This window comes from Hyphomicrobium sp. CS1BSMeth3 (genome assembly GCF_900117415.1).
In the GTDB taxonomy this organism is placed as follows: Bacteria; Pseudomonadota; Alphaproteobacteria; order Rhizobiales; family Hyphomicrobiaceae.
Genome location: NZ_FPEI01000006.1, coordinates 128,525 through 155,232, shown reverse-complemented (window position 1 = coordinate 155,232; position 26,708 = coordinate 128,525). Strand labels below are relative to the sequence as shown.

General features: G+C 63.4%; 24 protein-coding genes and 1 tRNA gene. 6 read left to right on the top strand and 19 right to left on the bottom strand.

Annotated elements, in window-relative coordinates; translation table 11 throughout:
- Positions 1-96: 96 nt before the first annotated feature.
- The 3 genes from CS1BSM3_RS15835 to petA are packed head-to-tail and all read right to left on the bottom strand — an operon-like array spanning position 97 to position 2,857.
- Positions 97-954, bottom strand: a complete 858-nt coding sequence (locus CS1BSM3_RS15835; RefSeq protein ID WP_072388501.1) for a cytochrome c1 — start codon at positions 952-954, stop codon at positions 97-99.
- A gap of 18 nt (positions 955-972) precedes the next feature.
- The gene (locus CS1BSM3_RS15830) at positions 973-2,250 is read right to left on the bottom strand and encodes a cytochrome b (RefSeq protein WP_072388499.1); all 1,278 of its coding nucleotides are present in this window, start codon (positions 2,248-2,250) and stop codon (positions 973-975) included.
- A gap of 16 nt (positions 2,251-2,266) precedes the next feature.
- Positions 2,267-2,857, bottom strand: a complete 591-nt coding sequence (gene petA / locus CS1BSM3_RS15825) for a ubiquinol-cytochrome c reductase iron-sulfur subunit (protein ID WP_072388497.1) — start codon at positions 2,855-2,857, stop codon at positions 2,267-2,269.
- 372 nt (positions 2,858-3,229) lie between these two features.
- Here petA and CS1BSM3_RS15820 point away from each other — a divergent pair, with 372 nt between their 5' ends.
- Positions 3,230-3,694: a tRNA (cytidine(34)-2'-O)-methyltransferase gene (locus CS1BSM3_RS15820; protein ID WP_072388495.1), complete on the top strand. Its 465-nt coding sequence runs from the start codon at positions 3,230-3,232 to the stop codon at positions 3,692-3,694.
- Here CS1BSM3_RS15820 and CS1BSM3_RS15815 read toward each other — a convergent pair.
- From CS1BSM3_RS15815 to CS1BSM3_RS15775, 9 genes are all read right to left on the bottom strand, one after another.
- Entirely contained in the window at positions 3,691-4,488 is a 798-nt protein-coding gene (locus tag CS1BSM3_RS15815; protein WP_072388493.1) for a phytanoyl-CoA dioxygenase family protein, read from the bottom strand. The genes CS1BSM3_RS15820 and CS1BSM3_RS15815 overlap by 4 nt on opposite strands.
- Before the next feature lie 215 nt (positions 4,489-4,703).
- Positions 4,704-5,027, bottom strand: a complete 324-nt coding sequence (locus tag CS1BSM3_RS15810; protein WP_280174780.1) for an HU family DNA-binding protein — start codon at positions 5,025-5,027, stop codon at positions 4,704-4,706.
- 258 nt (positions 5,028-5,285) lie between these two features.
- Entirely contained in the window at positions 5,286-7,697 is a 2,412-nt protein-coding gene (gene lon, locus CS1BSM3_RS15805; RefSeq protein ID WP_072388489.1) for an endopeptidase La, read from the bottom strand.
- Between the two features lie 290 nt (positions 7,698-7,987).
- Positions 7,988-9,238 (bottom strand): ATP-dependent Clp protease ATP-binding subunit ClpX, encoded by a 1,251-nt coding sequence (clpX, locus tag CS1BSM3_RS15800; protein ID WP_072388487.1) that lies wholly within the window; start codon positions 9,236-9,238, stop codon positions 7,988-7,990.
- 361 nt (positions 9,239-9,599) lie between these two features.
- Entirely contained in the window at positions 9,600-10,268 is a 669-nt protein-coding gene (locus CS1BSM3_RS15795; protein WP_280174755.1) for an ATP-dependent Clp protease proteolytic subunit, read from the bottom strand.
- Positions 10,269-10,518: 250 nt separating this feature from the next.
- On the bottom strand, positions 10,519-11,892 hold the full coding sequence (gene tig, locus CS1BSM3_RS15790; RefSeq protein ID WP_072393819.1) for a trigger factor: 1,374 nt from the start codon (positions 11,890-11,892) through the stop codon (positions 10,519-10,521).
- 179 nt (positions 11,893-12,071) lie between these two features.
- A tRNA-Leu gene (locus tag CS1BSM3_RS15785) sits at positions 12,072-12,156 on the bottom strand.
- A 102-nt stretch (positions 12,157-12,258) separates the two neighbouring features.
- Complete coding sequence (locus CS1BSM3_RS15780; protein ID WP_072388485.1) at positions 12,259-12,912, bottom strand: class I SAM-dependent methyltransferase; 654 nt, start codon at positions 12,910-12,912, stop codon at positions 12,259-12,261.
- Between the two features lie 140 nt (positions 12,913-13,052).
- Positions 13,053-13,541, bottom strand: coding sequence for an Lrp/AsnC family transcriptional regulator (locus tag CS1BSM3_RS15775; protein ID WP_244540628.1), 489 nt, complete (start codon positions 13,539-13,541; stop codon positions 13,053-13,055).
- A gap of 206 nt (positions 13,542-13,747) precedes the next feature.
- Between CS1BSM3_RS15775 and CS1BSM3_RS15770 the strand changes: the two genes are divergently transcribed.
- Positions 13,748-14,254, top strand: coding sequence for a protein tyrosine phosphatase family protein (locus CS1BSM3_RS15770; protein WP_072388481.1), 507 nt, complete (start codon positions 13,748-13,750; stop codon positions 14,252-14,254).
- 95 nt (positions 14,255-14,349) lie between these two features.
- Positions 14,350-15,177, top strand: a complete 828-nt coding sequence (locus CS1BSM3_RS15765; protein ID WP_072388479.1) for an alpha/beta fold hydrolase — start codon at positions 14,350-14,352, stop codon at positions 15,175-15,177.
- 16 nt (positions 15,178-15,193) lie between these two features.
- On the opposite strand, the gene msrA is transcribed toward CS1BSM3_RS15765, so the two are convergent.
- On the bottom strand, positions 15,194-15,856 hold the full coding sequence (gene msrA, locus CS1BSM3_RS15760) for a peptide-methionine (S)-S-oxide reductase MsrA (protein WP_072388477.1): 663 nt from the start codon (positions 15,854-15,856) through the stop codon (positions 15,194-15,196).
- Positions 15,857-15,962: 106 nt separating this feature from the next.
- On the opposite strand from msrA, the gene CS1BSM3_RS15755 reads away from it, so the two are divergent.
- Positions 15,963-16,739, top strand: coding sequence for a hypothetical protein (locus CS1BSM3_RS15755; RefSeq protein ID WP_072388475.1), 777 nt, complete (start codon positions 15,963-15,965; stop codon positions 16,737-16,739).
- A 103-nt stretch (positions 16,740-16,842) separates the two neighbouring features.
- Here the strand turns inward: CS1BSM3_RS15755 and CS1BSM3_RS15750 are convergent, their stop codons facing one another.
- Genes CS1BSM3_RS15750 through CS1BSM3_RS15725 form a run of 6 tightly spaced genes read right to left on the bottom strand, consistent with a single transcriptional unit; the run spans position 16,843 to position 24,021 of the window.
- Positions 16,843-18,327, bottom strand: coding sequence for an ABC transporter substrate-binding protein (locus CS1BSM3_RS15750; protein WP_072388473.1), 1,485 nt, complete (start codon positions 18,325-18,327; stop codon positions 16,843-16,845).
- Positions 18,328-18,352: 25 nt separating this feature from the next.
- Positions 18,353-20,239, bottom strand: a complete 1,887-nt coding sequence (locus CS1BSM3_RS15745; RefSeq protein WP_083528641.1) for a CocE/NonD family hydrolase — start codon at positions 20,237-20,239, stop codon at positions 18,353-18,355.
- A gap of 28 nt (positions 20,240-20,267) precedes the next feature.
- Positions 20,268-21,245 (bottom strand): ABC transporter ATP-binding protein, encoded by a 978-nt coding sequence (locus CS1BSM3_RS15740; RefSeq protein WP_072388471.1) that lies wholly within the window; start codon positions 21,243-21,245, stop codon positions 20,268-20,270.
- A gap of 2 nt (positions 21,246-21,247) precedes the next feature.
- The gene (locus CS1BSM3_RS15735; protein WP_072388469.1) at positions 21,248-22,204 is read right to left on the bottom strand and encodes an ABC transporter ATP-binding protein; all 957 of its coding nucleotides are present in this window, start codon (positions 22,202-22,204) and stop codon (positions 21,248-21,250) included.
- Positions 22,205-22,210: 6 nt separating this feature from the next.
- Positions 22,211-23,074 carry an ABC transporter permease gene (locus tag CS1BSM3_RS15730; RefSeq protein WP_083528640.1) on the bottom strand — a complete coding sequence of 288 codons (864 nt, stop codon included), beginning with the start codon at positions 23,072-23,074 and terminating at the stop codon, positions 22,211-22,213.
- Complete coding sequence (locus CS1BSM3_RS15725) at positions 23,071-24,021, bottom strand: ABC transporter permease (protein ID WP_210188793.1); 951 nt, start codon at positions 24,019-24,021, stop codon at positions 23,071-23,073. Before CS1BSM3_RS15725 ends, CS1BSM3_RS15730 begins: the two co-directional genes overlap by 4 nt.
- Here CS1BSM3_RS15725 and CS1BSM3_RS15720 point away from each other — a divergent pair.
- Positions 24,010-24,792 (top strand): GntR family transcriptional regulator, encoded by a 783-nt coding sequence (locus CS1BSM3_RS15720; RefSeq protein WP_210188792.1) that lies wholly within the window; start codon positions 24,010-24,012, stop codon positions 24,790-24,792. The genes CS1BSM3_RS15725 and CS1BSM3_RS15720 overlap by 12 nt on opposite strands.
- Before the next feature lie 515 nt (positions 24,793-25,307).
- Positions 25,308-26,702, top strand: coding sequence for a selenium-binding family protein (locus tag CS1BSM3_RS15710; protein ID WP_072388463.1), 1,395 nt, complete (start codon positions 25,308-25,310; stop codon positions 26,700-26,702).
- The last annotated feature ends 6 nt before the right edge of the window (positions 26,703-26,708 follow it).

Below are 26,708 nucleotides of genomic sequence, written 5' to 3'. Positions count from 1 at the left end.
TGCCGCTGGGAATTTCATTCGCCCTGACAGCGCAGAGCCGCCGCGGGCAGAGCACAACAGGAGAATGCGACAGCACCTCTTCCCAGCAGCTCGCGGCTAGTGCGCTTTGGCCCAAATTCGCCTTTTGGCACCGTATAGAAGCAGCGCCGTGAAGCCCAAGTAGACCAGCACGAGGAAGCCCATGCGCTTGCGCTCGTCCTGCTTGGGATCGCCGGCCCAATGGAGGAAGGCCACGACATCGCGCGCCATCTGGTCGACGGTCGCGGGCGTGCCGTCCTGGTACTTGATGGCGCCTTCGCTGAGCGGCGGCGGCATCGAGATCTGATGACCCGGGAAGGCCTTGTTGTACTGCATGCCATCGGCGAGCTTGAAGTCCGCTGGCGCCTGCGCGTAGCCCGTGAGGAGTGCGTAGACATAGTCGGCGCCGCCCTCCTGATAGCCACCCACCATGTCCTTCAGGATATGGAAGGGATGGGCGAAGAGCGAGCCCTGGTACTCCACGCCGCGCGCCTTCGTGATCAGCGAGAGGTCGGGCGGATAGGCGCCGTTGTGGACGGAGCGCGCTTCCTGCTCGTTGGCATAGGGCGGCGGGACGCGATCGGACAGGCGGCCCGGACGCTTGAACATCTTGCCGTCGTCGTTGGGGCCGTCCTGGATCTGATAGGTCGCAGCGAGCCCCTTCACGGCATCCTCGTTGAAGACCGGTCCGCCCGGCTGCACGAGGTTGCGGAAGTAGACGCGGGAGATGCCGTGGCACTGCGCACAGGCATCCTTGTAGACCTGGAAGCCGCGCTGGAGCTGGTTCTGGTCGAAGCGACCGGAGAAGCCCGCGAAGTTCCACTTCTGGCGGTCGATGTGAATGGCCTCGCCGGCAGCGTACGCCACGAACGGCGTCGAAACGACTGCGAGGGCGAAAACGGCGAGCCTCTTCATCCCGGAGGTAAGGGTCGTCATCGGCTGGCTCTCCCGTCCTTATCGCTTCTCGGGAGCCGAGGTGGCCCCAGCCGGCTGTCCGCTACCACCGAGCACCGACTCGGCGATCGAGCGCGGCATGGCCGATGGCGTTTCCATCACTCCAACGATCGGCATGATCAGGAGGAAGAAGGCGAAGTAGTAAGCCGTGAAGAACTGCGCCCAGGCGACGTACACACCCTCGGCCGGCTTGCCGCCCAGATAGCCGAGCGCCAGCACGGAGAAGAAGAAGAACCAGAGGAACCACTTGTAGAGTGGCCTGTAGCGCGCCGAGCGTACCCGGCTCGTATCGAGCCAGGGAATGAAGACGAGGACAACGATCGCCGAGAACATGGCGACGACACCGCCGAGCTTCGAGGGGATGGCGCGCAGGATCGCGTAGAAGGGCAGGAAATACCACTCCGGCACGATGTGCGGCGGCGTCACGAGCGGATTGGCCGGGACGTAGTTGTCGGCGTGGCCGAGGTAGTCCGGCGCGAAGAAGACGAACCAGGCGAAGAGCAGCACGAACACGCCGAGGCCGAACAGGTCCTTCATGACCGCGTAGGGCGCCATCGGCACCGAGTCGGCCTTGGTCTTGATGTCGAGGCCCGTCGGGTTGTTCTGGCCGACGACGTGCAGCGCCCAGATGTGGAGCACGACGACGCCGGCGATCACGAACGGCAGCAGATAGTGCAGGCTGAAGAAGCGGTTCAGCGTCACCGAGGAGACCGAGAAGCCGCCCCAGAGCCACGTCACGATCTTCGTGCCGAGACCCGGGACGATCGCGTCGAGCGACGAGAAGAGGTTCGTGATGACCGTGACGCCCCAGAAGCTCATCTGCCCCCAGGGGAGCGTGTAGCCGAGGAAGCCCGTCGCCATCATGAGCAGGAAGAGCAGCACGCCGAGGATCCAGAGCACCTCGCGCGGCGCCTTGTAGGAGCCGTAGTAGAGGCCGCGGGCGATGTGGATGTAGACGGCGAAGAAGAACATCGAGGCGCCGACCGCGTGCACGTTGCGGATCAGCCAGCCGTAGTTCACGTCACGCCGGATGCGCTCGACGGAGTCGAAGGCCATGTCGGCGGTCGGGATGTAATGCATCGCGAGAACGATGCCCGTCACGATCTGGACGGCGAGGCAGAAGGAGAGGATGCCGCCGAAGGTCCAGAGGTAGTTGAGATTGCGCGGCGTCGGGAAGTCGACGAACTGACCATGCATCATGCGCATGATCGGCAGTCGCTCGTCCATCCAGTGCTCGAGACGGGAGCCGGGCTTGTATGTGGAGTCGTGCTGAGCCATGGGGAATGCGAAGCCTTCAGCCGATCTTGATCATGGTGTCGGAGAGGAAGCTGTACGCCGGCACGTCGAGATTGCGCGGCGCGGGGCCGCGGCGGATGCGGCCGGCGGTGTCGTAGTGCGAACCGTGGCACACGCAGAACCAGCCGTTGTAGTCGCCCTTGACGTCGGAGAGGCCCTGGCCCTTCGGAATGCAGCCGAGATGGGTGCAGATGCCGACCATGACGAGCCACTGCTCCTTGCCGGCCTTCGTGCGGTTGGCGTCGGAGGCCGGTGCGCTCTCGGGAAGCGCGCCGTTACGCGCGCTGCTATCAGGGAGCGAGCTCGGATCGACGGACTTGGCCGCATCGATCTCGGTCTTAGTGCGGTGGCGGATGAAGACCGGCTTGCCGCGCCACATGACCGTGATCGCCTGGCCCTCCTTGATGGGAGCGACATCGATCTCGGTCGAGGCCATGGCCTGCGTCGAAGCGTCGGGGTTCATCTGCTGGATCAGCGGCCAGAGTGTCGCCGCGCCGCCTACGGCTGCGAATGCGCTCGCCGCAACCACAAGAAAATCGCGCCGTGTCGCATCTTCCGTCTGGGCCGCCAAATCAGCCTCCTCTTTCATGCCCCCGGGACATCGCCTGCCCCGACTTCCTCGACCCGGAGTGCCCTCCGGATGCGACGCCCGTTCCTGACGACACTTCGGGGGATCGGCACGGGCTGAACGCTGCCGGAGACCGGCTTACACTTGCCCCATGGCGCCAGCGGCACCATCAAACAGCCATATCCCTGACGCGGTGTCCCCGTAAACATGACGTGAGCCCGCTCCTCCCCGGAACGGGCGATTTGACGCGCGTACTTTTTGCATCCTTTCTAAGCCCACACAAGCATGTCGGCCGACATGGCCGATGGGCAATTTGGCGCATGCTGCGCCGGATCAAGGCGCTGCGGCCGCTCGCATCGCGCGCCTCGCCGAAGAGAACTGAAAGACCCCACCATGCGCCTGGCGCTCTATCAGCCTGACATTCCTCAGAATGCAGGCACGATCCTGCGTCTCGCCGCCTGCCTCGGCGTCGCCGTCGACGTGATCGGGCCTGCGGGCTTCGACATGAGCGACCGCAATCTGCGCCGCGCGGGGCTCGACTATCTCGATCATGTGGAGATCGTGCGCCATCTGTCGTTCGCGGCGTTCATGGCGGGCCGCGCGGCGGCGCCGGCCGGCCGACTCGTCCTGCTCACGACGGCGGCTGAAACTGCCTACACGGATTTTGCCTTCGCGCGCGACGACACGCTGCTGCTCGGCCGCGAGAGCGCGGGCGTTCCCGAGAGCGTTCACGGAGTGATGGACGCGCGCGTCCGCATTCCCATGCGGCCGGGCCTGCGCTCGCTCAATATTGCCGTCGCAGCGGCCATGGTGCTCGGCGAGGCCCTGCGGCAGACCGGCGGCTTGGGCAAAAGCTAGGCGCGCGGCCAGACCTGCGGGAACTCGGGGCCCTCGAACGACGCACCGTGCTCGAACTCGAGATCCGGGAAGGGCGGTGACGTGCGGCCATTGCGCTTGACGAAGGTGGCCCCGTCGCCAACCCAGCGGAAGGAGATGGCACGGCGGCGGTTCGACGTCGTGTTGGCGGGCGCGCCGTGTAGCGTGCGGAAGTCGAAGGCGACGACGTCGCCCGGCTGCATGGCCCAGGAGCGGATCTCGAACTCGCTCTTGCGCGTCGCCATGTCGGGAACGCGCTCGCTCTCGTCGCCGGCATAGAGGCTCGTGCCATCGAAGCGCTCGGGACGGAAATCCTTGCCCCATCTGTGGGAGCCCGCGACGTACTCGAGCGCGATCTCGGAGGGGACCGGATCGAGCGGCACCCAGAAGCTCACGGACTTCTGCCCTTCGACGAGGTAGTAGGGCTGGTCTTGGTGCCAGGGCGTGGGCATGGAATTGCCGGGCTCCTTCACGAGCACGTGGTCGTGGAAGAAGCGCGCCGTCTTCGAGCGCATGAGGCGTGCTGCCGCCTCGGCCATGCCGGAGTTGAGCACCGCATCCCGGTAACCCGCGATGCGCTGCCAGTTGCAGAAGTCCTGGAAGAAGGGCGCGGTGCCGTCAGCGGGACGATAGGTGCGCTCGAAGCGGCTCGGGGCCGCCATGTTCTCAGCGACGGCGCCAGCGAGATCGCCAACGCGATCGGCCAAAAGGCCCGGCAGCAACACGACGCCATCACGATCGAACGCTTCGACCTGCTCGTCGCTGATCTTGACCACGCTCTTCCTCCCCTGCGCAAAGCGGGGCGGTCGGACGCCGCCCCTACTGCTCCTAGTGTCCCGATTCCGAAGTTCGCCCCACCTGGATGCTGGCGTCCCGAGCGAACTTCGGAATCTGAAGAGACACTAGAATCATAGTGCTGCTAGTGCGATTCAGATCGAGAAATTCGCTCACGGGGAAGCGGCGAGCGCTGGCGAATTTCTCGATCATCGCACTAGTTGAGCGCGTCCTTGAGCGTTTTGGAAGCCTGGAACTTCGGCACGATCGACGCCTTGATCTCGATTTCCTTGCCGGTCTGCGGATTACGGGCCTTGCGCGCCGCGCGCTTGCCGACCTTGAAGGCGCCAAAGCCCGGCAGGCGGACTTCCTCGCCCTTCTGCAGCGTGCTCTGGATGTGCTTCAGCACGGCATCCACGGCCGCGCCTGCTTTTTCCTTCGTCAGCTCGACCTCAGCGGCCACCGCGTCGATCAGATCTTTCTTGCTCATTGGAACCCTCCTTGCGACGCGCCGTAGCGCAGTCCGGGCGAAGCCACCCAAGATTTCGTCAGGCAACCGCGCGAACCGCGGCAGCACCCGCGCTACCAAGCCCTGTGACGGGGCCGCGTCAAGCGCAAAATGTGCACAAGAGAGTGTTCAATAAGCCCTTGGAAGCGCGCAGAACCACGCATTACTTGCACCGTCCTGGAACAGATCATTTGTCCTCGATCCGTTCCCGTGGCAGACCTGGAACGAGGACGGGCGCCCACCGATTTTGGTGGGCGCCCGTTTTACTTGTCTGCCTCGACTAAACGGAGGTCAGTGCGCGGTCGGCCGCGTATCGCCACCACCTTCCTGCACCGGCCCGCCCTCGGTCTCCCAGGCGATCGGCTCGGGCTGGGTGACGAGCGCGTGCTTGAGCACGTCGTCCATCCGCGCGACCGGGGCGATCTCGAGCGCGTTCTTCACGTTGTCGGGGATCTCGGCCAGATCCTTCACGTTCTCTTCCGGGATCAGCACCTTCTTGATGCCGGCCCGAAGCGCCGCGAGGAGCTTTTCCTTCAATCCGCCGATCGGCAGCACGCGCCCGCGGAGCGTGATCTCGCCGGTCATGGCGACATCCTTGCGCACCGGGATCGTGGTGAGCACCGAGATGATCGCCGTGACCATCGCGACACCCGCAGAAGGACCATCCTTCGGCGTCGCGCCCTCGGGAACGTGGACGTGGATGTCCTTGGTCTCGAAGCGGGACGCGGGGATGCCGAAGTCGACCGAGCGCGAGCGCACGTAGGCATTCGCGGCCTGGATCGATTCCTTCATCACGTCGCGCAGATTGCCGGTGACGCTCATCTTGCCCTTGCCGGGCATCATGACGCCTTCGATCGTCAGGATCTCGCCGCCGACCTCGGTCCACGCCAGGCCCGTGACGACGCCGACCTGATCGGTCAGCTCCGCCTCGCCATAGCGGTACTTCGGCACGCCCAGGTAATCCTGGACGTTGGCGTCCGAGACCTCGACGGTCTTCTTGTCGGTCGACAGGATGTCCTTGACCGCCTTGCGGGCGAGCTTGGACACCTCACGCTCGAGCGAACGCACACCAGCTTCGCGCGTGTAGCGGCGGATGAGCGTCTTCAACGCGTCGTCGTCGACCGTCCACTCGCCGGGCTCGAGGCCATGCGCCTGCTGTGCCTGCGGGATGAGATGGCGCTTGGCGATCTCGACCTTCTCGTCCTCGGTGTAGCCGGCGAGACGGATGATCTCCATGCGGTCCAGAAGGGCCGGCGGGATGTTCAGCGTGTTCGCCGTCGTCACGAACATCACGCTCGAGAGATCGTAGTCGACCTCGAGGTAATGGTCGTTGAACGTGTGGTTCTGCTCGGGGTCGAGGACCTCGAGAAGCGCCGAGGCGGGATCGCCGCGGAAGTCCGAGCCCATCTTGTCGATCTCGTCGAGGAGGAAGAGCGGGTTCGTCCGCTTGGCCTTCTTCATCGACTGGATGATCTTGCCGGGCATGGAGCCGATATACGTACGACGGTGGCCGCGGATCTCGGCCTCGTCACGCACACCGCCGAGGCTCATGCGCACGAACTCACGGCCCGTGGCATTCGCGATCGACTTGCCGAGCGAGGTCTTGCCGACGCCGGGAGGCCCGACGAGGCAGAGGATCGGCCCCTTGAGCTTGTTCGTGCGTGCCTGCACGGCCAGGTACTCGAGGATGCGCTCCTTGACCTTCTCGAGACCGAAGTGCTCCTTGTCGAGCACGGCCTGGGCCTCGGCGAGGTCCTTCTTGACCTTGCCGCGCACGCCCCAGGGGATCGACAGCAGCCAGTCGAGGTAGTTGCGCACGACCGTCGCCTCGGCCGACATCGGGCTCATCTGCTTGAGCTTCTTCAGCTCAGCGAGCGCCTTGTCCTTGGCCTCCTTCGACAGCTTGGTGTTCTCGATCTTCTCTTCGAACTCGGCGATGTCGTCGCGCTCGTCGGTGTCGCCGAGCTCCTTCTGGATCGCCTTCATCTGCTCGTTGAGATAGTACTCGCGCTGCGTCTTCTCCATCTGGCGCTTGACGCGCGAGCGGATCTTTTTCTCGACCTGCAGCACGGAGATCTCGCTCTCCATGAGCGTGTAGACGCGCTCGAGCCGCTCGGAGACCTTGGTGATCTCGAGAACGTCCTGCTTGTCGGAGATCTTGACCGCGAGGTGCGAGGCGATCGTGTCCGCGAGCTTCGAGTAGTCCTCGATCAGGCTGATGGTGCCGAGCACCTCGGGGCTGATCTTCTTGTTGAGCTTCACATAGCTCTCGAACTGCGACATGGCCGAGCGGGCCAGCGCCTCGAGCTCTTCCTTGTTGCCGGAGGTCTCGGGCAGACGCTCGATCTCGGCCTCGAAGTGGCTCGCGTTCTCAGTGTACTTGACGATCTTGGCGCGCGCGCTGCCTTCGACCAGCACCTTCACGGTGCCGTCGGGGAGCTTCAGGAGCTGAAGCACGGATGCGAGCGTGCCGATCTTGTAGATGGCGCCCGGCGTCGGATCGTCATCGGCTGCATTCTTCTGCGCGACGAGCAGGATCTGCTTGTCGGTCCGCATGACCTCCTCGAGCGCATTGATCGAGCGCTCACGCCCGACGAACAGCGGGACGATCATGTAAGGGAACACCACGATGTCACGCAGCGGCAGGACCGGGAACACTTCCCTGCCAGACCCCTTCTCCCGGGTTGTTTTCTCTTCGCTCATGGTGTCACCGCCTTTTCTCTTCGCCTCAGGACCCGCACTCGGCATCCCGGCAATGCGTTAACGCTGCTGCTGGGCCTATTCCGTTGACCAACCTCGCGACGCGCAACCTCGAGCACTCTCGCCGATCACGCCTACAGGTTTCCGGCCCCGACGGGCGACGCCCACAGCATAGTACAATCGCACAGGCTCATATGGTGAGCCCCACGATAGGGTTAAAGATCAGCGCGGCTCAGCCGCACTCAGCTATGCGCTGATGCAAACCCACCCCTGCGGGCGGCCCCCTCCTCGTCTCAGGCGATAGTACCCTTTTCTTCCGCGCGCTCGGCATAGATGCGGAGCGGCCGGGCACCACCGTCGATCACTTCGGGGCCGATGACGATTTCCTCCACCCCCTTCAAGTTCGGCAGCTCGAACATGGTATCGAGCAGGATCCCCTCCATGATCGAGCGCAGTCCACGTGCGCCAGTCTTGCGCTCGATGGCCTTCTTCGAGATCGACTTCAGCGCGTCCTGCGTGATCGTCAGGCGCACGTCCTCCATCTCGAACAACCGCTGATATTGCTTCACCAGCGCGTTCTTGGGCTCCGACAGGATTTGTATCAAAGCCTTCTCGTCGAGATCCTCGAGCGTTGCGATCACCGGCAGCCGGCCGATGAACTCGGGGATCAGGCCGAACTTCAGAAGGTCCTCCGGCTCGACCGAGCGCAGGATGTCGCCCGTGCGCCGCTCGTCGGGGCCGATCACCGTCGCCCCGAAGCCGATCGAGGTGCCGCGGCCGCGCCGCGCGATGATCTTCTCGAGGCCGGCGAAGGCGCCGCCGCAGATGAAGAGGATGTTGGTCGTGTCGACCTGCAGGAACTCCTGCTGCGGATGCTTGCGGCCGCCCTGCGGGGGCACCGAGGCAACCGTGCCTTCCATGATCTTGAGCAGCGCCTGCTGGACGCCCTCGCCCGACACGTCGCGCGTGATGGAGGGGTTGTCCGACTTGCGGCTGATCTTGTCGACCTCGTCGATGTAGACGATGCCGCGCTGCGCCCGCTCGACGTTGTAGTCGGCAGCCTGGAGCAGCTTCAGGATGATGTTCTCGACGTCCTCGCCGACGTAGCCCGCTTCGGTCAGCGTCGTCGCATCGGCCATCGTGAAGGGCACATCGAGGATGCGGGCGAGCGTCTGCGCGAGCAGCGTCTTGCCGCAACCGGTCGGGCCGATCAGCAGGATGTTCGACTTGGCGAGCTCGACGTCGTTGCCCTTGGCCGCGTGGTTGAGGCGCTTGTAGTGATTATGGACCGCGACGGAGAGCACGCGCTTCGCATGCGCCTGGCCGATGACGTAGCTGTCGAGCACGGCGCAGATCTCCTGCGGGCTCGGCACGCCGTCGCGCGACTTCACGAGGGTGTTCTTGTTCTCCTCGCGGATGATGTCCATGCAGAGTTCGACGCATTCATCGCAGATGAATACGGTCGGGCCTGCAATCAGCTTGCGGACCTCGTGCTGGCTCTTGCCGCAGAATGAGCAGTAGAGGGTGTTCTTTTCGCTTGGCATTGGCTGTCCTGCACCCGTTCCCGGTCTTGCGCGGCTCACTATCCTCGCGCGGAGCTTAACGTCAGCCTTCAGGCCCTTCCTGCGGCTCCTGAGGCACCCTAGCGACGCGTCCACCAGCTTGTCGAGCTGATCATGGGCCGCCCGTCAGATCAACTATCCTTTCCGTAAGACTCGCAGCTAAGGCAAAGGCCATTGCGGGAATTGCAACACCGATGTGACAAACCCGCCGCACCGGCCTACCCCAGCCCCTGCAATCCATGCGCCAACGGCGATGGGAGCCCTGGAATACGACAGTTTTGGGACTGCGAGATGCCTCGGGGGCCGATGCCGCCCCCGCCGGCAATCCGCGATTCGGGAGGCCTCAGGCCCCCTTCTCGCCATCCGCCTTGGGCTCGATCTCGTCACGGCGAGCAAGCACCCTGTCGATCAGCCCGAATTCCTGGGCCTGATCAGCAGTCATGAAGTAGTCACGATCCAGCGTCTTTTCAACCATGTCGTACGTCTGGCCCGTGTGCTTGACGTAAACTTCGTTAAGTCGCCGCTTCATCTTGATGATGTCTTCGGCATGGCGCTCGATGTCGCTCGCCTGGCCAGAGAAACCGCCCGAAGGCTGGTGCACCATGATCCGGGCATTCGGGAGGGCATAACGCATGCCCTTCTCGCCGGCGCAGAGCAGCAATGAGCCCATGGAGGCCGCCTGGCCGATGCACAGCGTTGCAATCGGCGGCTTGATGAACTGCATGGTGTCATAAATGGCCATGCCCGAGGTCACCACGCCACCCGGCGAGTTGATGTACATGGCGATCTCTTTCTTGGGGTTCTGGGCCTCCAGGAAGAGAAGTTGCATGCACACGGACGAGGCCATGTGGTCCTCGATCGGACCGATCACGAAGATGATCCGCTCCTGCAGCATCCGCGACGGCAGGTCGTAGGGCCGCTCGCCGCGCGCCGTCTGCTCGATCACCGTCGGCCAGTAGGTGGCGACCGGAGAGTTGTGGAGCCGATCAGCAGCAATGGGGGGGATCATCATAGGAGCGTCCTGCGGGCTTGAGGAAAGGCAGGCCCCCGTGCTGGGGCCCGCCGGTCGAGAATCACGTCACCGACACTGCTTATATAGGACGCGGCGGCGGGACTTCATCCACCGCTGACGCCACGCCCCCTATGGCGAATCCGCCGATGCGCCGCGCGCCCGGGGCATATATAGGGCGTGGCGGCGCAAGTTCACCTGCCCTAATCAGCCTGGCCCCAATCAGAGCCTGGCCCCGCTCAGCTCGGCCCGATCAGCCTGGGGCACCCGGAACATCGGCCTCGCCGTCGTCCGGCATCTTGAGCAGCTCCTCGCGCGACACCTTCTTGTCCGTCGGCTTGGCCTCGCCGAGGATGTGGTCGACGACCTTGTCCTCGTAGATCGGCGCGCGAAGCTGCTGAACGGCGCCCGGCGTCTTCTCGAAGTACTCGTAGACCATGCGCTCCTGGCCCGGGAAGCGGCGCGCCTCGCGGAAGAGCGCGTTGCGCAGCTCCTCCTGCGTCACCTCGACCTTGGCCTTGTCGCCGATCTCGGCGAGCACGAGCCCGAGGCGGACGCGGCGCTCGGCGAGCGTGCGGTACTCCGCCTTCGCGCTTTCCTCGGTCTTGCCCTCGTCCTCGAAGGTCTTGCCGGACTGCTTCAGCGTGTTGTTCACCTGGTTCCAGATCTGGTCGAACTCCTGGTTCACCAGCGCCTCGGGCAGCGTGAAGCTGTGGGCCTTGTCGAGCTGGTCGAGCAGGGCGCGCTTGATCTTCGTGCGCGAGAACTCGGCGTACTCGCCTTCAATGCGCTCGCGCATGACCTTGCGCAGCGCATCGAGCGAGTCGAGACCGAAGCCCTTGGCGAAATCCTCGTTGATCTCGGGCTTCACCGGCTTGGCGACCGACTTCACCTTGGTTGCGAACGAGGCTTCCTTGCCGGCGAGCTCGGCCACCTGATACTCGGCCGGGAACGTCGCCTTGATGGTCGGCTCGTCGCCGGCCTTGGCGCCCTTGAGGCCATCCTCGAAGCCCGGAATGAAGCCGCCGCGGCCGAGCACGACCTCCATGTCCTCGCCTGTGCCACCCTCGAAGGGCGTGCCGTCGATCGATCCTGCGAAGTCGATCTTGAGCTGATCGCCCTCGGCGGCGGCACGGCCTTCCTCGACCTCGAAGCTCACATTGCGCTCGGCGAGATCGCCGACGGCCTTGTCGATCGTCTCGTCATCGACCTCGACCACCTCGCGCTCGAGCTTCAGCGTCGAGAAATCGACGAGGTCGATCTTCGGCAGCACCTCGAAGGACATCGTGTAGGCGAGGTCGGCCTTGCCCTCCATCACCTGCTCGAGCTCGTCCTTGTCCTCGCTGAAGGCGATCTGCGGCTGCATGGCCGGCCGCTCCTGGCGGTCGGTCAGCGCCTGCTGCGAGGACTTCTCGACGAGATCCTGCAGCACCTCGGCCATGAGCGAGCGGCCGTAGACCTTCTTGATATGCCCGATCGGGACCTTGCCCTTGCGGAAGCCGCGGAGCTGGATCGTGTCCTTGACCTCATCGATACGGCTCGTGAAGCGCTCAGCCAGCTCGTTGGCGCCCACGATGACCTTGAGCGTCCGCTTCAGCCCATCCGTACTCGTTTCCGTGACCTGCATATCGACCATCATCCACTCGTGAAGGCGGCGGGATCGCCGCCGCTTTTTTAGTTTCCCGCCGGCTGCTGGGAAGAGCCTTCCCACCACGAATGTGGTGCCCTGCCGGCGGCGGCACTTCGCCACCCGATCTCAGTCTGCTGCATCCTCATGGGACACAACGTGAATTCTTCATCTCGGCTTGGTGCGGACGGAGGGACTCGAACCCCCACGACTTGCGTCACTGGAACCTAAATCCAGCGCGTCTACCAGTTCCGCCACGCCCGCCACCCGCGCTTAGCCCTGCCGGGCGCGATGGCGCCGACATATATCCGGCCCTGTTGCCCGGGATCAACGCTTTCTTTGGACCTAAGGTGGGAGCACGCTGAACTAAATGTTTTTGCCTGCTTCGAGGATCAAGGCCTGCACACCGGCCGGCTTGTGCACCACGGCGACCATTGACTTGGCCAGCATCGGGATGCGTCCCACACGGATGAAATCGACATCACGTGCACCAACCTCATCCAGCAATTGCCCCAGCGTTTTGATCGAGAAGAACTTTACGTGCCCCCCATCCCAGAGCGCCGTAAAGTGACGGTCCATCCTGCCGCTCAAAGCCAAGGCCAAGTTTTTCATGTAGCCGTGGTACGGCGTTGAGACCACACCAACGCCTCCCGGCTCAATGAGAGCCATCAATGTGCGGGCGAAGGCGCGCGGATCCATGCAGTGCTCGATGACCTCAAGGGAAACAACCAAAGGGAAAGTACCGTACTTAGCGGGCAAATCGTCGTACGCGCTCCCCACGTCCGCAGTCATTTGCGGGAATGCACGTCTCGCCTGATCTATGCCACTAACCGACGGGTCCACTCCCGTCATTGAAAACCCGAGATTGCCTAGCAACCCACACGTCGCACCGTTACCGCACCCCAAGTCGAAGCCTCGGCGCACCGGCCAATCACGGGATTCGATGATCCTCAACAGAACAGGCCACAAATAGGCATTTGCACAAGTCGGCTCAGCATCAGAATACGCATAGACGGCCAACGGCCTACTCCAAAAAAAACATGATCGAAACTTTGACCTCACAATTGCAAAGAAGGAGGACATTGCCAAGCGGTGACGAGGGGCCTTCACTGGGCCTCAACCGCGCTATGACCGCTCAACGCGCGGTCGCTCGATCGCGCTCAAGAACGTCCTTTCTGAGTATCCTTTTCCTTGTCCGTGATCGCAAAGCTCAGCGGCAGCGCCGTCGTGTACTTGATCTGCTCCATGGCGAATGCCGAGGAGACCTTGGTGATATCGATCCGTGAAATGAGCTTTTTGTAGAAGACGTCGTAGGCGGCAATGTCCGGCACCACGACCCGCATGAGATAATCCACCTCCCCCGACATGCGGTAGAATTCGACGACCTCGGGAAGGTCGACGACCGCGGCATGGAAGCGCTCGAGCCAGTCGAGATTGTGCTGGTCGGTCTTGATCGAGACGAAAACTGTCACCCCCGTGTTGACCTTTACGGGGTCGAGCACCGCCACCCGGGCGCGGATGACGCCGGCCTCGTCGAGTTTCTGGATGCGCCGCCAGCAAGGCGTCGTGGAGAGGCCGACGATCTTGCCGATCTCTGCGATCGGCATGGTTGCATCAGCCTGCAGCAGACCAAGGATCTTCAGATCCATTGCATCGAGTTCCACGATCATCTCTCCAGGAGGAAATTTTTGCTCAAAGCGGCGGCGATGGCAGCAACGCCGAACTCCAACACGGGCGCAGCACGCCGTTCTAGTATTTTATTCTAAGATTTGCAACTCCTCCCCTTGCTTCACGCACCCAATGAAGCCAAATTCAGCGCGTCGGTAGAAATCATTTGCCGAGCACGGGGACCTGCATGGACAAGCCCATCTTCATTGCGCCGGAGTTCGCGGTAACCTCGGCTCTTGCGCCTGAGGACTTCGCGGCAGCGGCTGCCATGGGCTTCCGCTCGGTCCTCTCCAATCGCCCGGACGGCGAGGCGGAGGGCCAGCTCACCGGGCGCGCCGAGGCCGTCCTCGCCTGGCAGGCCGGCCTCCAGTTCCGCCACGTACCGGCGCCCAAGCTCGACATCTTCACGGACGAGGTCGTGGAGGCCATGTCCGACGCCGTCGCGACCCTCAACGGGCCCATTCTCGCCCACTGCGCGAGCGGACTGCGCTCAGCCATCGCCTGGGCGGCCGCAAGCGCGCGCGGCGGCAATGTCGATTGCATCCTGCAGGCCCTCGAAAGGGCCGGGTTCGATCTCGAATTCCTGCGCGATGACCTCGAAGCCCAGGCCGACCGCGCCCGCTGGATCGGACCGCGCGCCGCCGCGCTCGACTGCGGCGAGGCCGCGAAGCTCGAGACAGCGTCAGCGGCGTAGCCCTCATCATTTATCGATTGGTGCATCTCTTACGAGGTGCACCTACTCTCCTCGGCAAGACTTGAGTTCGATCCGCATGGGCTCGAATTGCAGCCATGGCCGAGATTTCATTCAGAGGCGTACGCGCGGTCTACAGAACGTGGGGCCAAGGTCCTGCGCTCGTGCTCCTGCACGCGGGCGGCAGCTCCGGCGCGCAGTGGACCAAGACGGGCGAGGCACTCGCCGACACGCACAGGCTCATCGCGCCTGACCTTCTGAGCTACGGCGCCTCGGATCCCTGGCCCGTGCCCGGCGGACTGACACACGAGCTACAGGCGCACCTCGTCGCCGACATCATCGAGGCCGAAAGCTCTATCCCGCTCGATGTTGTCGGCCATTCCTATGGTGGCGCGACCGCCTTGCGCCTCGCTCTGCAGCGTCCCGATCTCGTGCGTTCGCTGATGCTCATCGAGCCCATGGTGAGCTGGCTGCTGAAGGCTGCAAACGATCCGCTCTACGAAGGGGGGGTTAGCATCGCCAATACGTTCATCGCCAGCGTGCAGGCAGGAAAGCCCGAAGCCGGTTGGAAATTCTTCATCGACACGCGCAACGGCACTGGGACCTGGGCGCGCATGTCGGAGGAAACACGCGGGCGATTTCTGGCCCAGTCCGAGCGCGTGCGCGAAGGCTTCATCTCGAACCTCAACCACCGCATGAGCCTCGCCGAATGCGGCAGTATTCGCGTTCCCGTGACGGTCGCGCGCGGCGCCACGACGACACCGACCGACCGCCGCATCTGCGAGCTGGTGCACGGGGCAATCGCGCAATCGCACTACGAGGTGATCCCGGAGGCGGGACACATGTCGCCGTTTACGCACCCGTTCGAAGTAGCGCGGCTCGTGCAAGAGCATCTCGCACGAGCCGCAAAGTATTCAAACGTCTGACGCCGACCGGACAGCGCTACTCGGCTGCCTTCACACCCGTACCGATCTGGCAGGCGACGCCGGTACCGCCGAGGCCGCAGTAGCCGTGCGGGACTTTGTGCAGGTACTGCTGGTGATAGTCCTCGGCGAAGTAGAAGGGCGGCGCGTCCAGGATCTCGGTCGTGATCGCGCCGTAACTCTTGGCCTTGAGCGCCTTGCCGAACACCTCCTTCGATGCCTCGGCGGCCGCGCGCTGCGCGGCATTGAAGACATAAATGCCGGAGCGGTACTGCGTGCCGACATCATTGCCCTGGCGATTGCCCTGCGTCGGGTCGTGGCTCTCCCAGAAGGTCTTGAGGAGGCTCTCGTAGCTCACCTTTTTCGGATCGAACACGACGAGCACGACCTCGTTGTGGCCCGTGAGACCCGAGCAGACTTCCTCGTACGTCGGGTTCGGCGTGTAGCCCGCGGCATAGCCGACCGCCGTGATCCAGATGCCTTCCTCGAGCTCCCAGAACTTGCGCTCGGCACCCCAGAAGCAGCCCATGCCGAACATGGCCATCTGCATTCCCTCGGGATAGGGGCCCTTCAGCTCGTGACCATTGAGCGCGTGCGTGCGTGCGGTCGGGATCGGCTCGGCGCGGCCCTTGAGGGCCTGATCGCGCGAAATCATCTCTGCTTTCTTGCGGAAGAACAGCATTGTGTGTGCCTTGTCTCGTTGAAAGCTGCGATGCACTATGCTGCCCCTAATATAGGCACGAATGGTCGCGGGCACCACGTCCCGGACCGCGGGGGGATCAGTCGCGATGGCGGCGGGGGCCGAGTTCGAGCGCATCGTCTACCGTCCGGGCGGCGCACGCCGCTTCCTGCTCGCCATGGCTATCCTGCTGCTACTGCCGTTCGCGGCGAGCGTGCCGATCATGCTCGTGCAGCGGCTCAGTGCCGGCATCTGGCTCGGCACGGGCGGGCTCGCGCTCATGGGCCTTGCCTTCGCGATCATCCTCGGCCTGCTCGTCATCCAGTTCATTCATGCGCTGAGGGCTCGTGTCGAGCTCGGCCCGGAGGCCGTCGAGGTGACGCTGCCGGCCGGGCGCTGGCTGACGCCCGCGCTCGCCTACCAAAGCCGGGCGGTCCGTTATGAGGACATCCAGGCCGTCGAGACGCGCGGCGAAGTTTATGGCGGCGCGCTGGCGCCCGTGCTCATGCAGGGCGTGAGCCTGATCACGCGCGAAGGCGGGAAGGTGCCGCTCGGGCACGTGAATGCGCATTGCGAGGACCCCGCACTGCCTTGCCTCTCGATTGGGTGCGAGATCGCGCGGCGCGCCGGCATCGAGGTGCAGGATCGCGGCGCCGTCCATCGCAAGATGCCGCAGCCGATGACGGGCTTGGGGCTCATGGCGTCGGTGAGCAGCGACACGCCGCTCGCACCCGAGGACATGGCGCGCATCTCCGCGCGGCACCGTCAGGTCACGATCGGCATTGTGGCCGGGCTCGCGGCTCTCCTGGCCGTAGGGCTCGCCATGGACATCGCGGGCGGCCCCGTCGGCGGCACGTCGATCAAAGCAGGCAGCACTAGGAAGTAGCGGACTTTGCGGCGAGGATCGCGCACCGTCCATCAGGCAGCATCAGGAGCACAGAGGCCCCTGATGCCAAGAAAGTCGCAAACCACTTCAGTCGCGATCGGCCTCACTTGGCCCACGACATCTCGGCGACCGGATAGGCAGGAACCGGCAGATCGACGCGCGTTCCATTGAGAGATGAGCTCACGACACCGACCTGCGGCATGGCGTACAGCCAGACCACCGGAGCATCAGCGTAGAGCTGCTTCTGTGCGGCCTCGAGCTTGGCCCGCAACGTCGCCTCGTCGGACGCGCCTTGAGCTTCCGCCATCAGCTTCCGGAACTCCGGTCCGTCGTACTGGTAGAAGTAGTTCGGATCCGTGTAGTTGTTGATGGCCCAGGGCTCAGGGTGCGAGATGATCGTCAGATCGTAGTTCTTCTGACGAAACACGTTGTCGATCCACTGGCCGGTCTCGAGCACCTCGAGGTTCACGGTCACGCCGACCTGCGAAAGCTGCGCGACCAGAATCTCGGCCGTGCGGCGCGTTGCCGGGCTCGAGAGAACCCGCAGGTTCACGGAGAAGCCGTTCGGATAGCCCGCTTCGGCGAACGCCTTCTTGGCCTTCTCGGGCTCGTAGGCCTGCTTGCCCAGAACGTCGACGAAGTACGGGTTGAGCTTGTTGGTTTGCGCGCCGCCGAGACGGCCGAAGCCACCATGAGTGCCGTCGTTCACCATCTGCGCATCGATTGCAGCGTACATGGCACGCCGCACGCGGATGTCGGTGAAAGGCTTCTTCTTGTTGTTCATGCCGAGAAAGAGGACACCCTGGGTCTGCCCCTGGGTGACCTTGAACTTGCCGTCCTTCTTCAGGCTGTCGATCGTCTCGACCGCGGCAATGTACGGGACGTAGTCGACTTGGCCAGAGCGCAGCGCCAGCACTTGAGAATTTTCATCCGGCATGAAGCGGAACGTCACCTTGTCGATCTGCGGCTTCACCGGACCGACGTAATCGCCATAGCGCTCGAACTCGATCGAGTCGCCCTGGACCCAGCGAACGAACTTGTAAGGTCCCGTGCCCACAGGCTTGGTGCGCGCGCCATCGACGGATTTGGGGGAGAGAATGGCCGCGGTAGACTCGGCGAGATCGAACGGGAAGAGCGCCGAGGGCTGCTTCAAGGTGATGACGACCGTCAGGGGATCCGGCGTCTCGATCTTGTCGATGTTGGCGAAGACGCGCTTGCGCTTGTTGGTGCTCTTCTCCGAGACATTGCGCTCGAAGGAGAACTTCACGTCGGCCGAGGTGAAGGGCTCTCCGTCGTGGAACTTCACGCCCGGTCGCAGCTTGAACTCATAGACGTTCGGTGACTTCAATCCCCATGACAATGCGAGGCCCGGCGTCAGCTTGCCGGATGCATCGTAGCGGGTCAGTCCCTCCAGAACATTTTCCCAGCTCACTTCGCTCACGGGCGCAGGCGCCTGCATCGTGGGATCGAGACCGGGCGGCTCGGTCGGCAGGGCGATCACGACCGAGTTCGATTTGGCGTCGGCCCTGGCCAAGCTGCTCGGCAGCACCAACAGAGCCGCCAGCGCGAGGAACCATCTGAGTTTCATACTGTCTCTCCTTACTGAGCTTGAGCTATTTCGCAGGAATGACGGGGAGCACGACGCAGGACGCTCTTGCCTGATCGACGAAGAGGGTCTGCCGCGCGACCGCACGGCAACGATTCTGTCCCAGCGGCTCCCCGGTGTTGGGGTTCACGTCGTAGTGCGGGGAATTGCTGCTCGACACATCGATGCGCAGCCGGTGCCCGGGCGCGAAGAAGTTGCTCGTCGCCTGCAACTGGAGCTCGATCTCGTAAGGTTTGCCGGGCTCTATAAACTCGGCTTTCTCGAACCCATTGCGATAGCGCATGCGCAGTATCGAGTCGCCGATATTGAGGGCGTACCCATTGGGGTAGTCCGCGTTGGGCGGATACTCGTCGATCAGCTTGACGGTGAAGTCGGTGTCGACCGCCGACGAGGTCACCCAAAGCCGGCACTTCACGACGCCGGTCACCTCGAGGCCTTCCTCCAGAACCGGCGTGCGGAACACGATCACATCCGAGCGTGCGGCCAGCGGAATCCTCGGGCTCTTGTCGCCCGACATCGTGCCGCTGTTCTGATCGAAGCCGCCGCCCTCGAGGAAGCCGGTGGTGCCATAGTTCGTGAAATTGCCGCCGACCGTCGGGACCGGATTGGCCGGATCGAAATCATACTGGACCGGCTTGCCATCCGCCGGCGCCCTGTCACGCGACAGCAAACCGTCCGGCGTCATGTAGAGCGTCGTATGCTGGGTGCGCGCGATCGGCCACTCCTGCTCGTCCCGCCAACGGCCGCCGTGCATGAGGCGTCCCATGCCATCGCGCCGACCCGAGCCGCCGCCCATGACAAACAGCTTCACCGGCGCTTCCTTGTCGATGCCGGTCGCCATGCCCTTCATCTGCTGATCGAGCCAGCGAAGCCGCAGGCTGTTGTTATCCTCGAGCGCGGCATCTGCGCCAAAATCGATGTCGCCCGCCCACGATTGGATGAACATGTCGCCGCCATGCAGCCACGTACCGATGACGAGCTTCTTGGGCGTACGATGAAGTTTCTTTAGCTGCTCGTATTTCCACAGCGTCGCGGTGATGTGGTGCCCGTACCATGACGTCTCCAGCAGGAGCGGCATGTCAGGGTACTCGTTGATGTACTCCTCGATGCTCAGATCCGGCGTCTTCCAATAGTCTTCGTAGTCCGACGTCGTCAGCATATCGAAGAACCACTTCTCGTACGCCGGGAGAAGACGGAGCGGCGAGACACCGGGCCTGAGCGGCTGATGGATCAGCCACTTCGGCAGGTCGGCCCACATATCGTCGAGCTGTTTCTTGAGACGCGGATCGGCGCTTGCCTCCTGGCTGCTTCGCGCCATCCAGACGACGTATTGAAAGGCGATCGCGTACTCGCAGGCGCCGCCATGGCGCATCGTCTGGCGGAAGTAGTTGTAAGGACCGTCGTACAGGACCTGTGTCGCAAGCTTGGGCGGATGCCTGACGGCCAGAGCCTGCTGCGTGGCGGTAGTGTAGGAAATGCCGACAGTACCGATCTTCTCGCCACACCACGGCTGTGCCGCCAGCCACGCCATGACGTCGTAGCCGTCGTCGGCCTCGTTTCGCAGAAACTCGAACTTGCCTTCGGACGCCCACCGCCCCCGGACATCGTTGACGACGTAGACGTAGCCGCGCTTGGCGAAATAGCGCCCGTTCACGGAATACGACATCCGGTCCTTGTTGTAGGGCGTGCGCTCGAGAATTGTGGGCCACGGCCCATCCAATGCCTTGCCCTCGAGCGCCGGCCTGTAGACATCGGCGTACTGCATGGTCCCGTCGCGCATTCGGATGGCGAGGTGTTTCTCGACCGCGTAGCCGTACTGTTCGTGCGAACCTTCGAACCCCTTCAAGTGCTCCTCCAGTGTGTGATCGTCCTTGATGCGCGAGGGCGCAGACATTGTGCGCGCCGGAAAGTGCAAGCTCCGCTCAACTGAGGTGACAGGCGACCGATCTGCCGTTGCCGAGCGCGCGAAGCGACGGCGCAACCCTGCAGACCTCCGCCGCACGCGGGCAGCGGCTCATGTAGGGACATGCGCCTGTCGCGTTCGCATTTTCATCGGGGCTGCCGGCTTTGACCTGCTGCTTCGCTGCCGGGCGGCGCTTTCCGCCACCGAGACGCGGCATCGCATTGACGAGCTCCTGCGTGTACGGATGCGCGGGATCCTTCATCACCTCGCGGGTCTTGCCGATCTCGACAACCCTGCCGCGGTAGAGCACGACAACGTCCTCGCAGAGATACTCGACGACCGCGAGATCATGGCTGATGAACAGATAGGCCATGCCGTACTGGGCCTGCAGATCCTGCATCAGATTCAGAACCTGAGCCTGGACCGAAACGTCGAGCGCGGAGACCGGCTCATCCGCCACGATCAAGTCCGGCTTGGTGACCAGGGCGCGCGCAATGGCAATGCGCTGGCGCTGCCCGCCCGAGAACTGGTGGGGATACTTGCCGAGGTCGTTGACGCCCAGACCGACGTGCGAAAGAACTTCCGCCGCGCGCTCGCGCGCCTCCGTCCGCGCCACATCGCGCAGCGGCTCGATGACGATGCGCTGGATAGAGTGCCTCGGGTCGAGCGAGCTGTAGGGGTCCTGGAAGACCATCTGGAACCGCCGCCGAAGCTCCCGCAGCTCATTGGCGGACAAGCTCGCGAGATCCTGGCCGAAGAGGCGAATGGCGCCGGCGCTCGCCGGCTCCAGCCCCATTACGGCTTTGGCGAGCGAGGATTTGCCGGATCCCGACTCGCCGACGAGCGCGAGTGATGCTCCCTTTCCCACCGAGAAAGTCGCACCCGTCACCGCAGCAAACCACTCGGGCGCAGCAAACAAGCTCCGACGCGGGAGCCGATAACGAACGCTCAAGTCCTCGACGGACAACACTGCGCTGGCTTGATGGCTGATGCTCATGCTCAAGCCCTGATGCATGCGGCTTGATGGGCCGGGCGGATCATGCGTTCGGCAGGTCGTGCGCGACGACAGGCATCGATCACCGCCGGACATCTATCCGCCAGCGCACAACCGGAAGGCATGTCCACCAGACGCGGCACGACGCCGGCGATGGGGACCAATCTTTCACCGGGCGGCAGATCCGCCCGAGGCAAAGCACCAATCAGGCCCTTGGTGTAGGGGTGGATCGGGTGCGCCAGGACATCGCTCGTGGGCCCGGTCTCCGTAATGCGTCCGCCGTACATGACCATCACGCGATCTGCCACCTCGGAGACAACGGCCAGATTGTGCGTGATGAGCATCAAGGCGATGGATGTCTCGCTGACCAATCGCAACAGCAGATCCAGGATCTGGCGCTGCACGGTGGTATCCAGTGCCGTCGTCGGCTCGTCTGCAACGATCAGGTCCGGCTCGCACGCGAGGGCCATGGCGATGACGATGCGCTGGCGCTGACCACCAGAAAGCTGATGCGGATAGGCATTGATGCGCCGCGCGGGCTGATCGATGCCAACGCGCGCCAGCAGATCGATCGCCTTCTCGCGCGCCTCCGTCCTGGACATGGACGTGTGGACGAGCAGCGGCTCCATGATCTGAAAGCCGATCGTCTTGACCGGATTGAGTGCGGTCATCGGCTCCTGGAAGATCATGGAGATCCGATTGCCGCGGAGGGCACACATCTCGGCTTCGGAAAGCTGCAGCAGGTCGGCGCCATCGAGGCGGATCTGCCCCGCGATGCGCACGTTCTCGGCGAGCAGCCTCATGACCGCGAGAGCGGTCGTGGACTTTCCGCACCCCGACTCTCCGACGATGCTGAGGATCTCACCGCGCGACACCGTGAATGACACGTCGTCGACGGGATGGACCCATCCGTCGGAAGTTGGAAGCGAGACTGTCAGATGCTCGACCTCGAGAAGCGCCATGACCGCCTATCGTCCTTGCGACGAACGAGGATCGAGCAGATCCCGCAGCGCGTCGCCAAAGAGGTTGAGACCAAGAACGGTGAAGGCGATCGCGAGCCCGGGGAAGATCGCGAGATAGGGACTCTGGCTCAGGAACGACTGCGCATCCTTGAGCATGCGCCCCCAGGTGGGCGTCGGCGGTTGCGTGCCGAGCCCGAGATACCCGAGCGCGGCATCGGCCAGGATGGCAATCGCGAATGAGATTGTTGCCTGGACGACCAGGATATTCAGGACATTCGGAAGCACGTGGAGAGCCGCGATGTAGCTGGAGCTGCGCCCTGCGACGCGCGACGCCATGACAAACTCGCGCGCGAGAATGGACTTCGCTCCTCCGCGTGTGAGCCGCGCGAAGATCGGGATGTTGTGGACACCGATGGCAATCATGCTCGTGACGCTGCCGGGGCCGAAGGTGGCAGCCAGCATGATCGCGAGGAGGACCACGGGAAAGGCGAACAGCAGATCCGAGGCCCGCATGGCAAGCTCCTCGAACCACCCACCTCGCGCAGTTGCCGCGAGCCCCAGCAGGACACCCAGCACCAGTCCGATGGCAACAGCGACAATGCCGATCTTCAGTGCGCTCTGCGAGCCGATCATGAGCAGGGACAGGATGTCTCTGCCGAAGTGATCGGTGCCAAGCAGATGATCGAGCGACGGCGCCTGCAGCCGCGCCCGCATGTTCATGCGCGCGACCGAGTGTGGTGTCCAAAAGTAGGAAAGGATCGCGGTCGCAAACAGGCAAAGGGTGATGAACCCACCCAGCCACAGGCTCAGCCATGACGCGCCGAGGCGATAGCGGATCTTAGCAAAACGTCCGGTCTGAGCCCCGATCATGCGCGCCTCGTCCTGAGACGCGGGTCGATGAACAGGTACGCGATGTCGACCAGATAGTTCATGAGAATGACCATCCCGACGAGCAGGACGACGATCACGCGGACAACGACCAGATCGCGCTGCTCGACGGCGAGGAAGATCAGGCGCCCCAGTCCCGGAAGCGCGAATACGTTCTCGATCACGATCGTGCCGGCGACGAGGGAGGCAAACTGGAGCCCCATGACCGTCGCGATGGGGACGAGTGCATTCTGCAGAGCGTGCCGCCACAGCACCTCACGCCGCGTGAGCCCCTTGGCGCGCGCCGTGCGCACGAAGTCCTCATGGAGCACTTCCAGAAGGGCGGATCGCGTCACGCGGGTCAAAATGGCTGCCTGGACCAAGGCGAGCGCACAGGCTGGAAGAACCAGCGCATGAAGCGACGCGATGGGATCTTTCGACCACTCCGGAAAACCGCCCGCCGGAAACCAGCCGAGATGGATCGCGAACAAGAGAATGAGCAGCAGGCCGAACCAAAAGCTCGGAATGGCAATACCGAACTGCGTGAAGGCCATCACGAGCTGGCCGCGGAGCCGCTGACTGTTCGCCGCCGCGAAGACCCCGAGGCCCAGAGCGAGCACGACGGTGATGAGGATCGCCATGAGCGCGAGGGGCAGTGTCACTGCGAGCCGATCGGCGACGAGCCCCAGAACCGGCACGTTGTAGGCATAGCTGATGCCGAAGTCGCCCCACAGCATTCCCGCAATCCAGCTCAAGAAGCGAAACACAACCGGCTGGTTCAACCCGAGCTGCTCGCGCAGGGCCGCCAAGGTATCGGGTTGCGCATCCGGACCGAGCATCACGAGCGCGGGGTCGCCGGGCAGCACTTCGAGCACGACGAAGACGAGCACGGCCGCAGCCAGCATCGTAAGCACGAAGCCTATGAGCTTATTGGTGAATTGAGCGAGCAAGATGGTCTCCGCAACGTCGGGCGGATTGACGCTGGATACTGGATCCAGTATCCAGCATTAATTGAACGTCTTTGTCAAAGGCCTTTGCCAACGTGGAGGATGCGGCTCATGGAGGAGACGTTCGGGTGGGAACACCGCACCCAACTGGTTCATGACGTTGCAAACGCCCTCCGCGAGAGGATCTACGCCGGCACCTATCCGCCGGGCCACGCTCTACGGCAGGTCCAACTCTCTTCGCAGTTCAAGGTGAGCCGCACGCCGGTCCGGGAGGCATTCCGCCTTCTGGAGCAGGAAGGCCTCGTCACGGCAACGCGCAGCGGCGGCGTTCAAGTCATCAGCATCGATCTCGAGCGGATGCTGGACGCCTATGCGATGCGTGAGGTCATCGATGGGCTCGCGGCGAGCGAGGCGGCGCGCAAGGCCGACAAGTCAGCCATAGATCATCTATTCCAGATCATCGAGCATCAGCGCCGCACGATGAAGCCATGGACCCAATCGGAGTATGTAAAGGCCAACGTCCAATTTCACGCGTCGATCCTCGAACTGTCGGGAAACAGCTTTCTGATGCGGGAGCTGCCGATGATCCGAATGACCTCCCAGGTTTTCAAGCCTATGTCGCACCTGGGCAGCGACCGCGCGGCGCAAGCCATCGAGGAGCACGTCGAGATCGTCGAGGCCATTCGCGATGGCGATCCCGAAATTGCCGAGCGTGTCGCCCGACGCCATATACGGAGTACCATGGAAAGCTTGCGGACCAGTGCCATCGCATAAGGCAGCGCCGTTCGAAAAATTCCGGGACAATATGACGAATAGCGCGGCAGTCGCCTTCATCGACGAATGGGGCAGCACGGCGCTTTCGCGGGCCTGAGACCTGCGATACAATCCGCACTTATTCGATGCATCCCGAAGGCGCTGCTGGATTTCGGAGCGCTCATCGACGAGGACACGCCGCTCGCGGCCTGTGCCGCCTCGACATTCGAGTCCTCGCCTTGCGCTGAGAGCACGCTCCGGCACCCACGCGGCAGATCGCCGAGATGCTTCCCGATGGACTCCTGGCCGACGCGCGAACCGCGGTCATCCCAGGCGCCGGCCATATGGGACCAATTGCGCACGCAGAGGCGATCGTCGCCGAGATCGCCCTGCATATCCGGCAAGCTGACGAGCCGTCACAGGCAAAAGCTCAGACCGGATCGACAATTAGGCACTGCCTTGAACTGCTCCTGGTCGCGGTCTGACCGGCAGAAATGCCCATCACGAGTGCAGGAACGGAAAAAGGAGAGCATGAAATGGCTACCTGGAAGCCCGATCCCAGTTTTTATCCCTCGCCGCGCATGGCGATGAAAGCAGCGCCGGAGACGCTGGCCTATGTTGCGACCTTCGATCCGGAGCGGAATACGCCTGATGCGCTGGCGGTCGTCGACGTCAATCCAAATTCGAAGACCTACTCCCAGATCATCGGAACGACCCCGATGCCGAATGCCGGCGACGAGCTTCATCACTTCGGATGGAACGCCTGCTCGTCGTGCCTCTGCCCCAACGCGCCTCATCCTCATGTCGAGCGGCGCTACCTCGTCGTGCCTGGCCTGCGATCCTCACGCATTCATATCCTCGATACGAAACCCAATCCGCGCAATCCAACGATCGTCAAGGTGATTGAGCCCGAGGAGGTCGCCGACAAAGCTGGCTACACGCGACCGCACACCGTCCATTGCGGACCGGAGGGCATCTATATCGCCGCGCTCGGAAATCGTGAAGGCAAGGGCCCCGGCGGCGTGTTCCTGATGGATCATGAGACGTTTGACGTACTCGGACAGTGGGAGATGGATCGCGGTCCGCAGCAACTCGCCTACGACGCCTGGTGGCATCTTGGCCACGACACGCTGGTCACCAGCGAATGGGGAACGCCGGAGACATTCGAGAACGGCCTGATCCCCGACGTCCTGCTCGGCGCGAAGTACGGCCGCCGCCTGCACTTCTGGGACCTGCACAAGCGCAAGCACGTGCAGACGATCGACTTCGGCGACAAATACCAGCTCGTGTTCGAGCTTCGGCCAGCGCATGATCCCACCAAGGCATACGGCTTCGTCAACTGCGTCCTCAGCCTCGAGAACCTCTCTTCATCGATCTGGACCTGGCATAAGGACGGCGACAAATGGGCGGTCAAGAAGGTCATCGAGATACCGGCCGAGCCGGCAAATGAGGACGATTTGCCTCCGCTGCTCAAGGGCTTCAAGGCGGTGCCGCCGCTCGTTACCGATATCGATCTCTCGATGGACGACAAGTTCCTGTATGTCGCCTGCTGGGGCACCGGCGACCTGCAGCAGTACGACGTCTCCGATCCATTCAACCCGAAACTCACCGGCAAGGTGCGGATCGGCGGCATCGTCTCGAAGGCCACTCACCCGGGTGCGAAGAACGGCGAGTTGAGCGGTGGCCCGCAGATGGTCGAGATCAGCCGCGATGGAAAACGGATCTTCTTCACCAACTCGCTCTACGGCGCAATTGATCCGCAGTTCTATCCCCACGGCATCGAAGGCTGGATGGTGAAGCTCGATGCTGATCCAAATGGTGGCATCGCCTTCGATCCCAATTTCTTCGTGCCATGGCCCGCACCACATCGGCCACATCAGGTGCGCCTCGAAGGTGGCGACTGCTCGTCCGACTCCTATTGCTATCCGTAGGCCCGC

What these genes read in the sequence shown, in the direction of transcription:
- CS1BSM3_RS15765 (WP_072388479.1), top strand. Translation starts at nt 14,350, where the DNA reads ATGGCCGAGATTTCATTCAGAGGCGTACGCGCGGTCTACAGAACGTGG.
- CS1BSM3_RS15710 (WP_072388463.1), top strand. Translation starts at nt 25,308, where the DNA reads ATGGCTACCTGGAAGCCCGATCCCAGTTTTTATCCCTCGCCGCGCATG.
- CS1BSM3_RS15770 (WP_072388481.1), top strand. Translation starts at nt 13,748, where the DNA reads ATGGACAAGCCCATCTTCATTGCGCCGGAGTTCGCGGTAACCTCGGCT.
- CS1BSM3_RS15795 (WP_280174755.1), bottom strand. Translation starts at nt 10,268, where the DNA reads ATGATGATCCCCCCCATTGCTGCTGATCGGCTCCACAACTCTCCGGTC.
- lon (WP_072388489.1), bottom strand. Translation starts at nt 7,697, where the DNA reads ATGAGCGAAGAGAAAACAACCCGGGAGAAGGGGTCTGGCAGGGAAGTG.
- CS1BSM3_RS15820 (WP_072388495.1), top strand. Translation starts at nt 3,230, where the DNA reads ATGCGCCTGGCGCTCTATCAGCCTGACATTCCTCAGAATGCAGGCACG.
- CS1BSM3_RS15740 (WP_072388471.1), bottom strand. Translation starts at nt 21,245, where the DNA reads ATGAGCATCAGCCATCAAGCCAGCGCAGTGTTGTCCGTCGAGGACTTG.
- CS1BSM3_RS15755 (WP_072388475.1), top strand. Translation starts at nt 15,963, where the DNA reads ATGGCGGCGGGGGCCGAGTTCGAGCGCATCGTCTACCGTCCGGGCGGC.
- tig (WP_072393819.1), bottom strand. Translation starts at nt 11,892, where the DNA reads ATGCAGGTCACGGAAACGAGTACGGATGGGCTGAAGCGGACGCTCAAG.
- CS1BSM3_RS15775 (WP_244540628.1), bottom strand. Translation starts at nt 13,541, where the DNA reads ATGGATCTGAAGATCCTTGGTCTGCTGCAGGCTGATGCAACCATGCCG.
- CS1BSM3_RS15735 (WP_072388469.1), bottom strand. Translation starts at nt 22,204, where the DNA reads ATGGCGCTTCTCGAGGTCGAGCATCTGACAGTCTCGCTTCCAACTTCC.
- CS1BSM3_RS15745 (WP_083528641.1), bottom strand. Translation starts at nt 20,239, where the DNA reads ATGTCTGCGCCCTCGCGCATCAAGGACGATCACACACTGGAGGAGCAC.
- petA (WP_072388497.1), bottom strand. Translation starts at nt 2,857, where the DNA reads ATGAAAGAGGAGGCTGATTTGGCGGCCCAGACGGAAGATGCGACACGG.
- CS1BSM3_RS15750 (WP_072388473.1), bottom strand. Translation starts at nt 18,327, where the DNA reads ATGAAACTCAGATGGTTCCTCGCGCTGGCGGCTCTGTTGGTGCTGCCG.
- msrA (WP_072388477.1), bottom strand. Translation starts at nt 15,856, where the DNA reads ATGCTGTTCTTCCGCAAGAAAGCAGAGATGATTTCGCGCGATCAGGCC.
- CS1BSM3_RS15835 (WP_072388501.1), bottom strand. Translation starts at nt 954, where the DNA reads ATGACGACCCTTACCTCCGGGATGAAGAGGCTCGCCGTTTTCGCCCTC.
- CS1BSM3_RS15830 (WP_072388499.1), bottom strand. Translation starts at nt 2,250, where the DNA reads ATGGCTCAGCACGACTCCACATACAAGCCCGGCTCCCGTCTCGAGCAC.
- clpX (WP_072388487.1), bottom strand. Translation starts at nt 9,238, where the DNA reads ATGCCAAGCGAAAAGAACACCCTCTACTGCTCATTCTGCGGCAAGAGC.
- CS1BSM3_RS15730 (WP_083528640.1), bottom strand. Translation starts at nt 23,074, where the DNA reads ATGATCGGGGCTCAGACCGGACGTTTTGCTAAGATCCGCTATCGCCTC.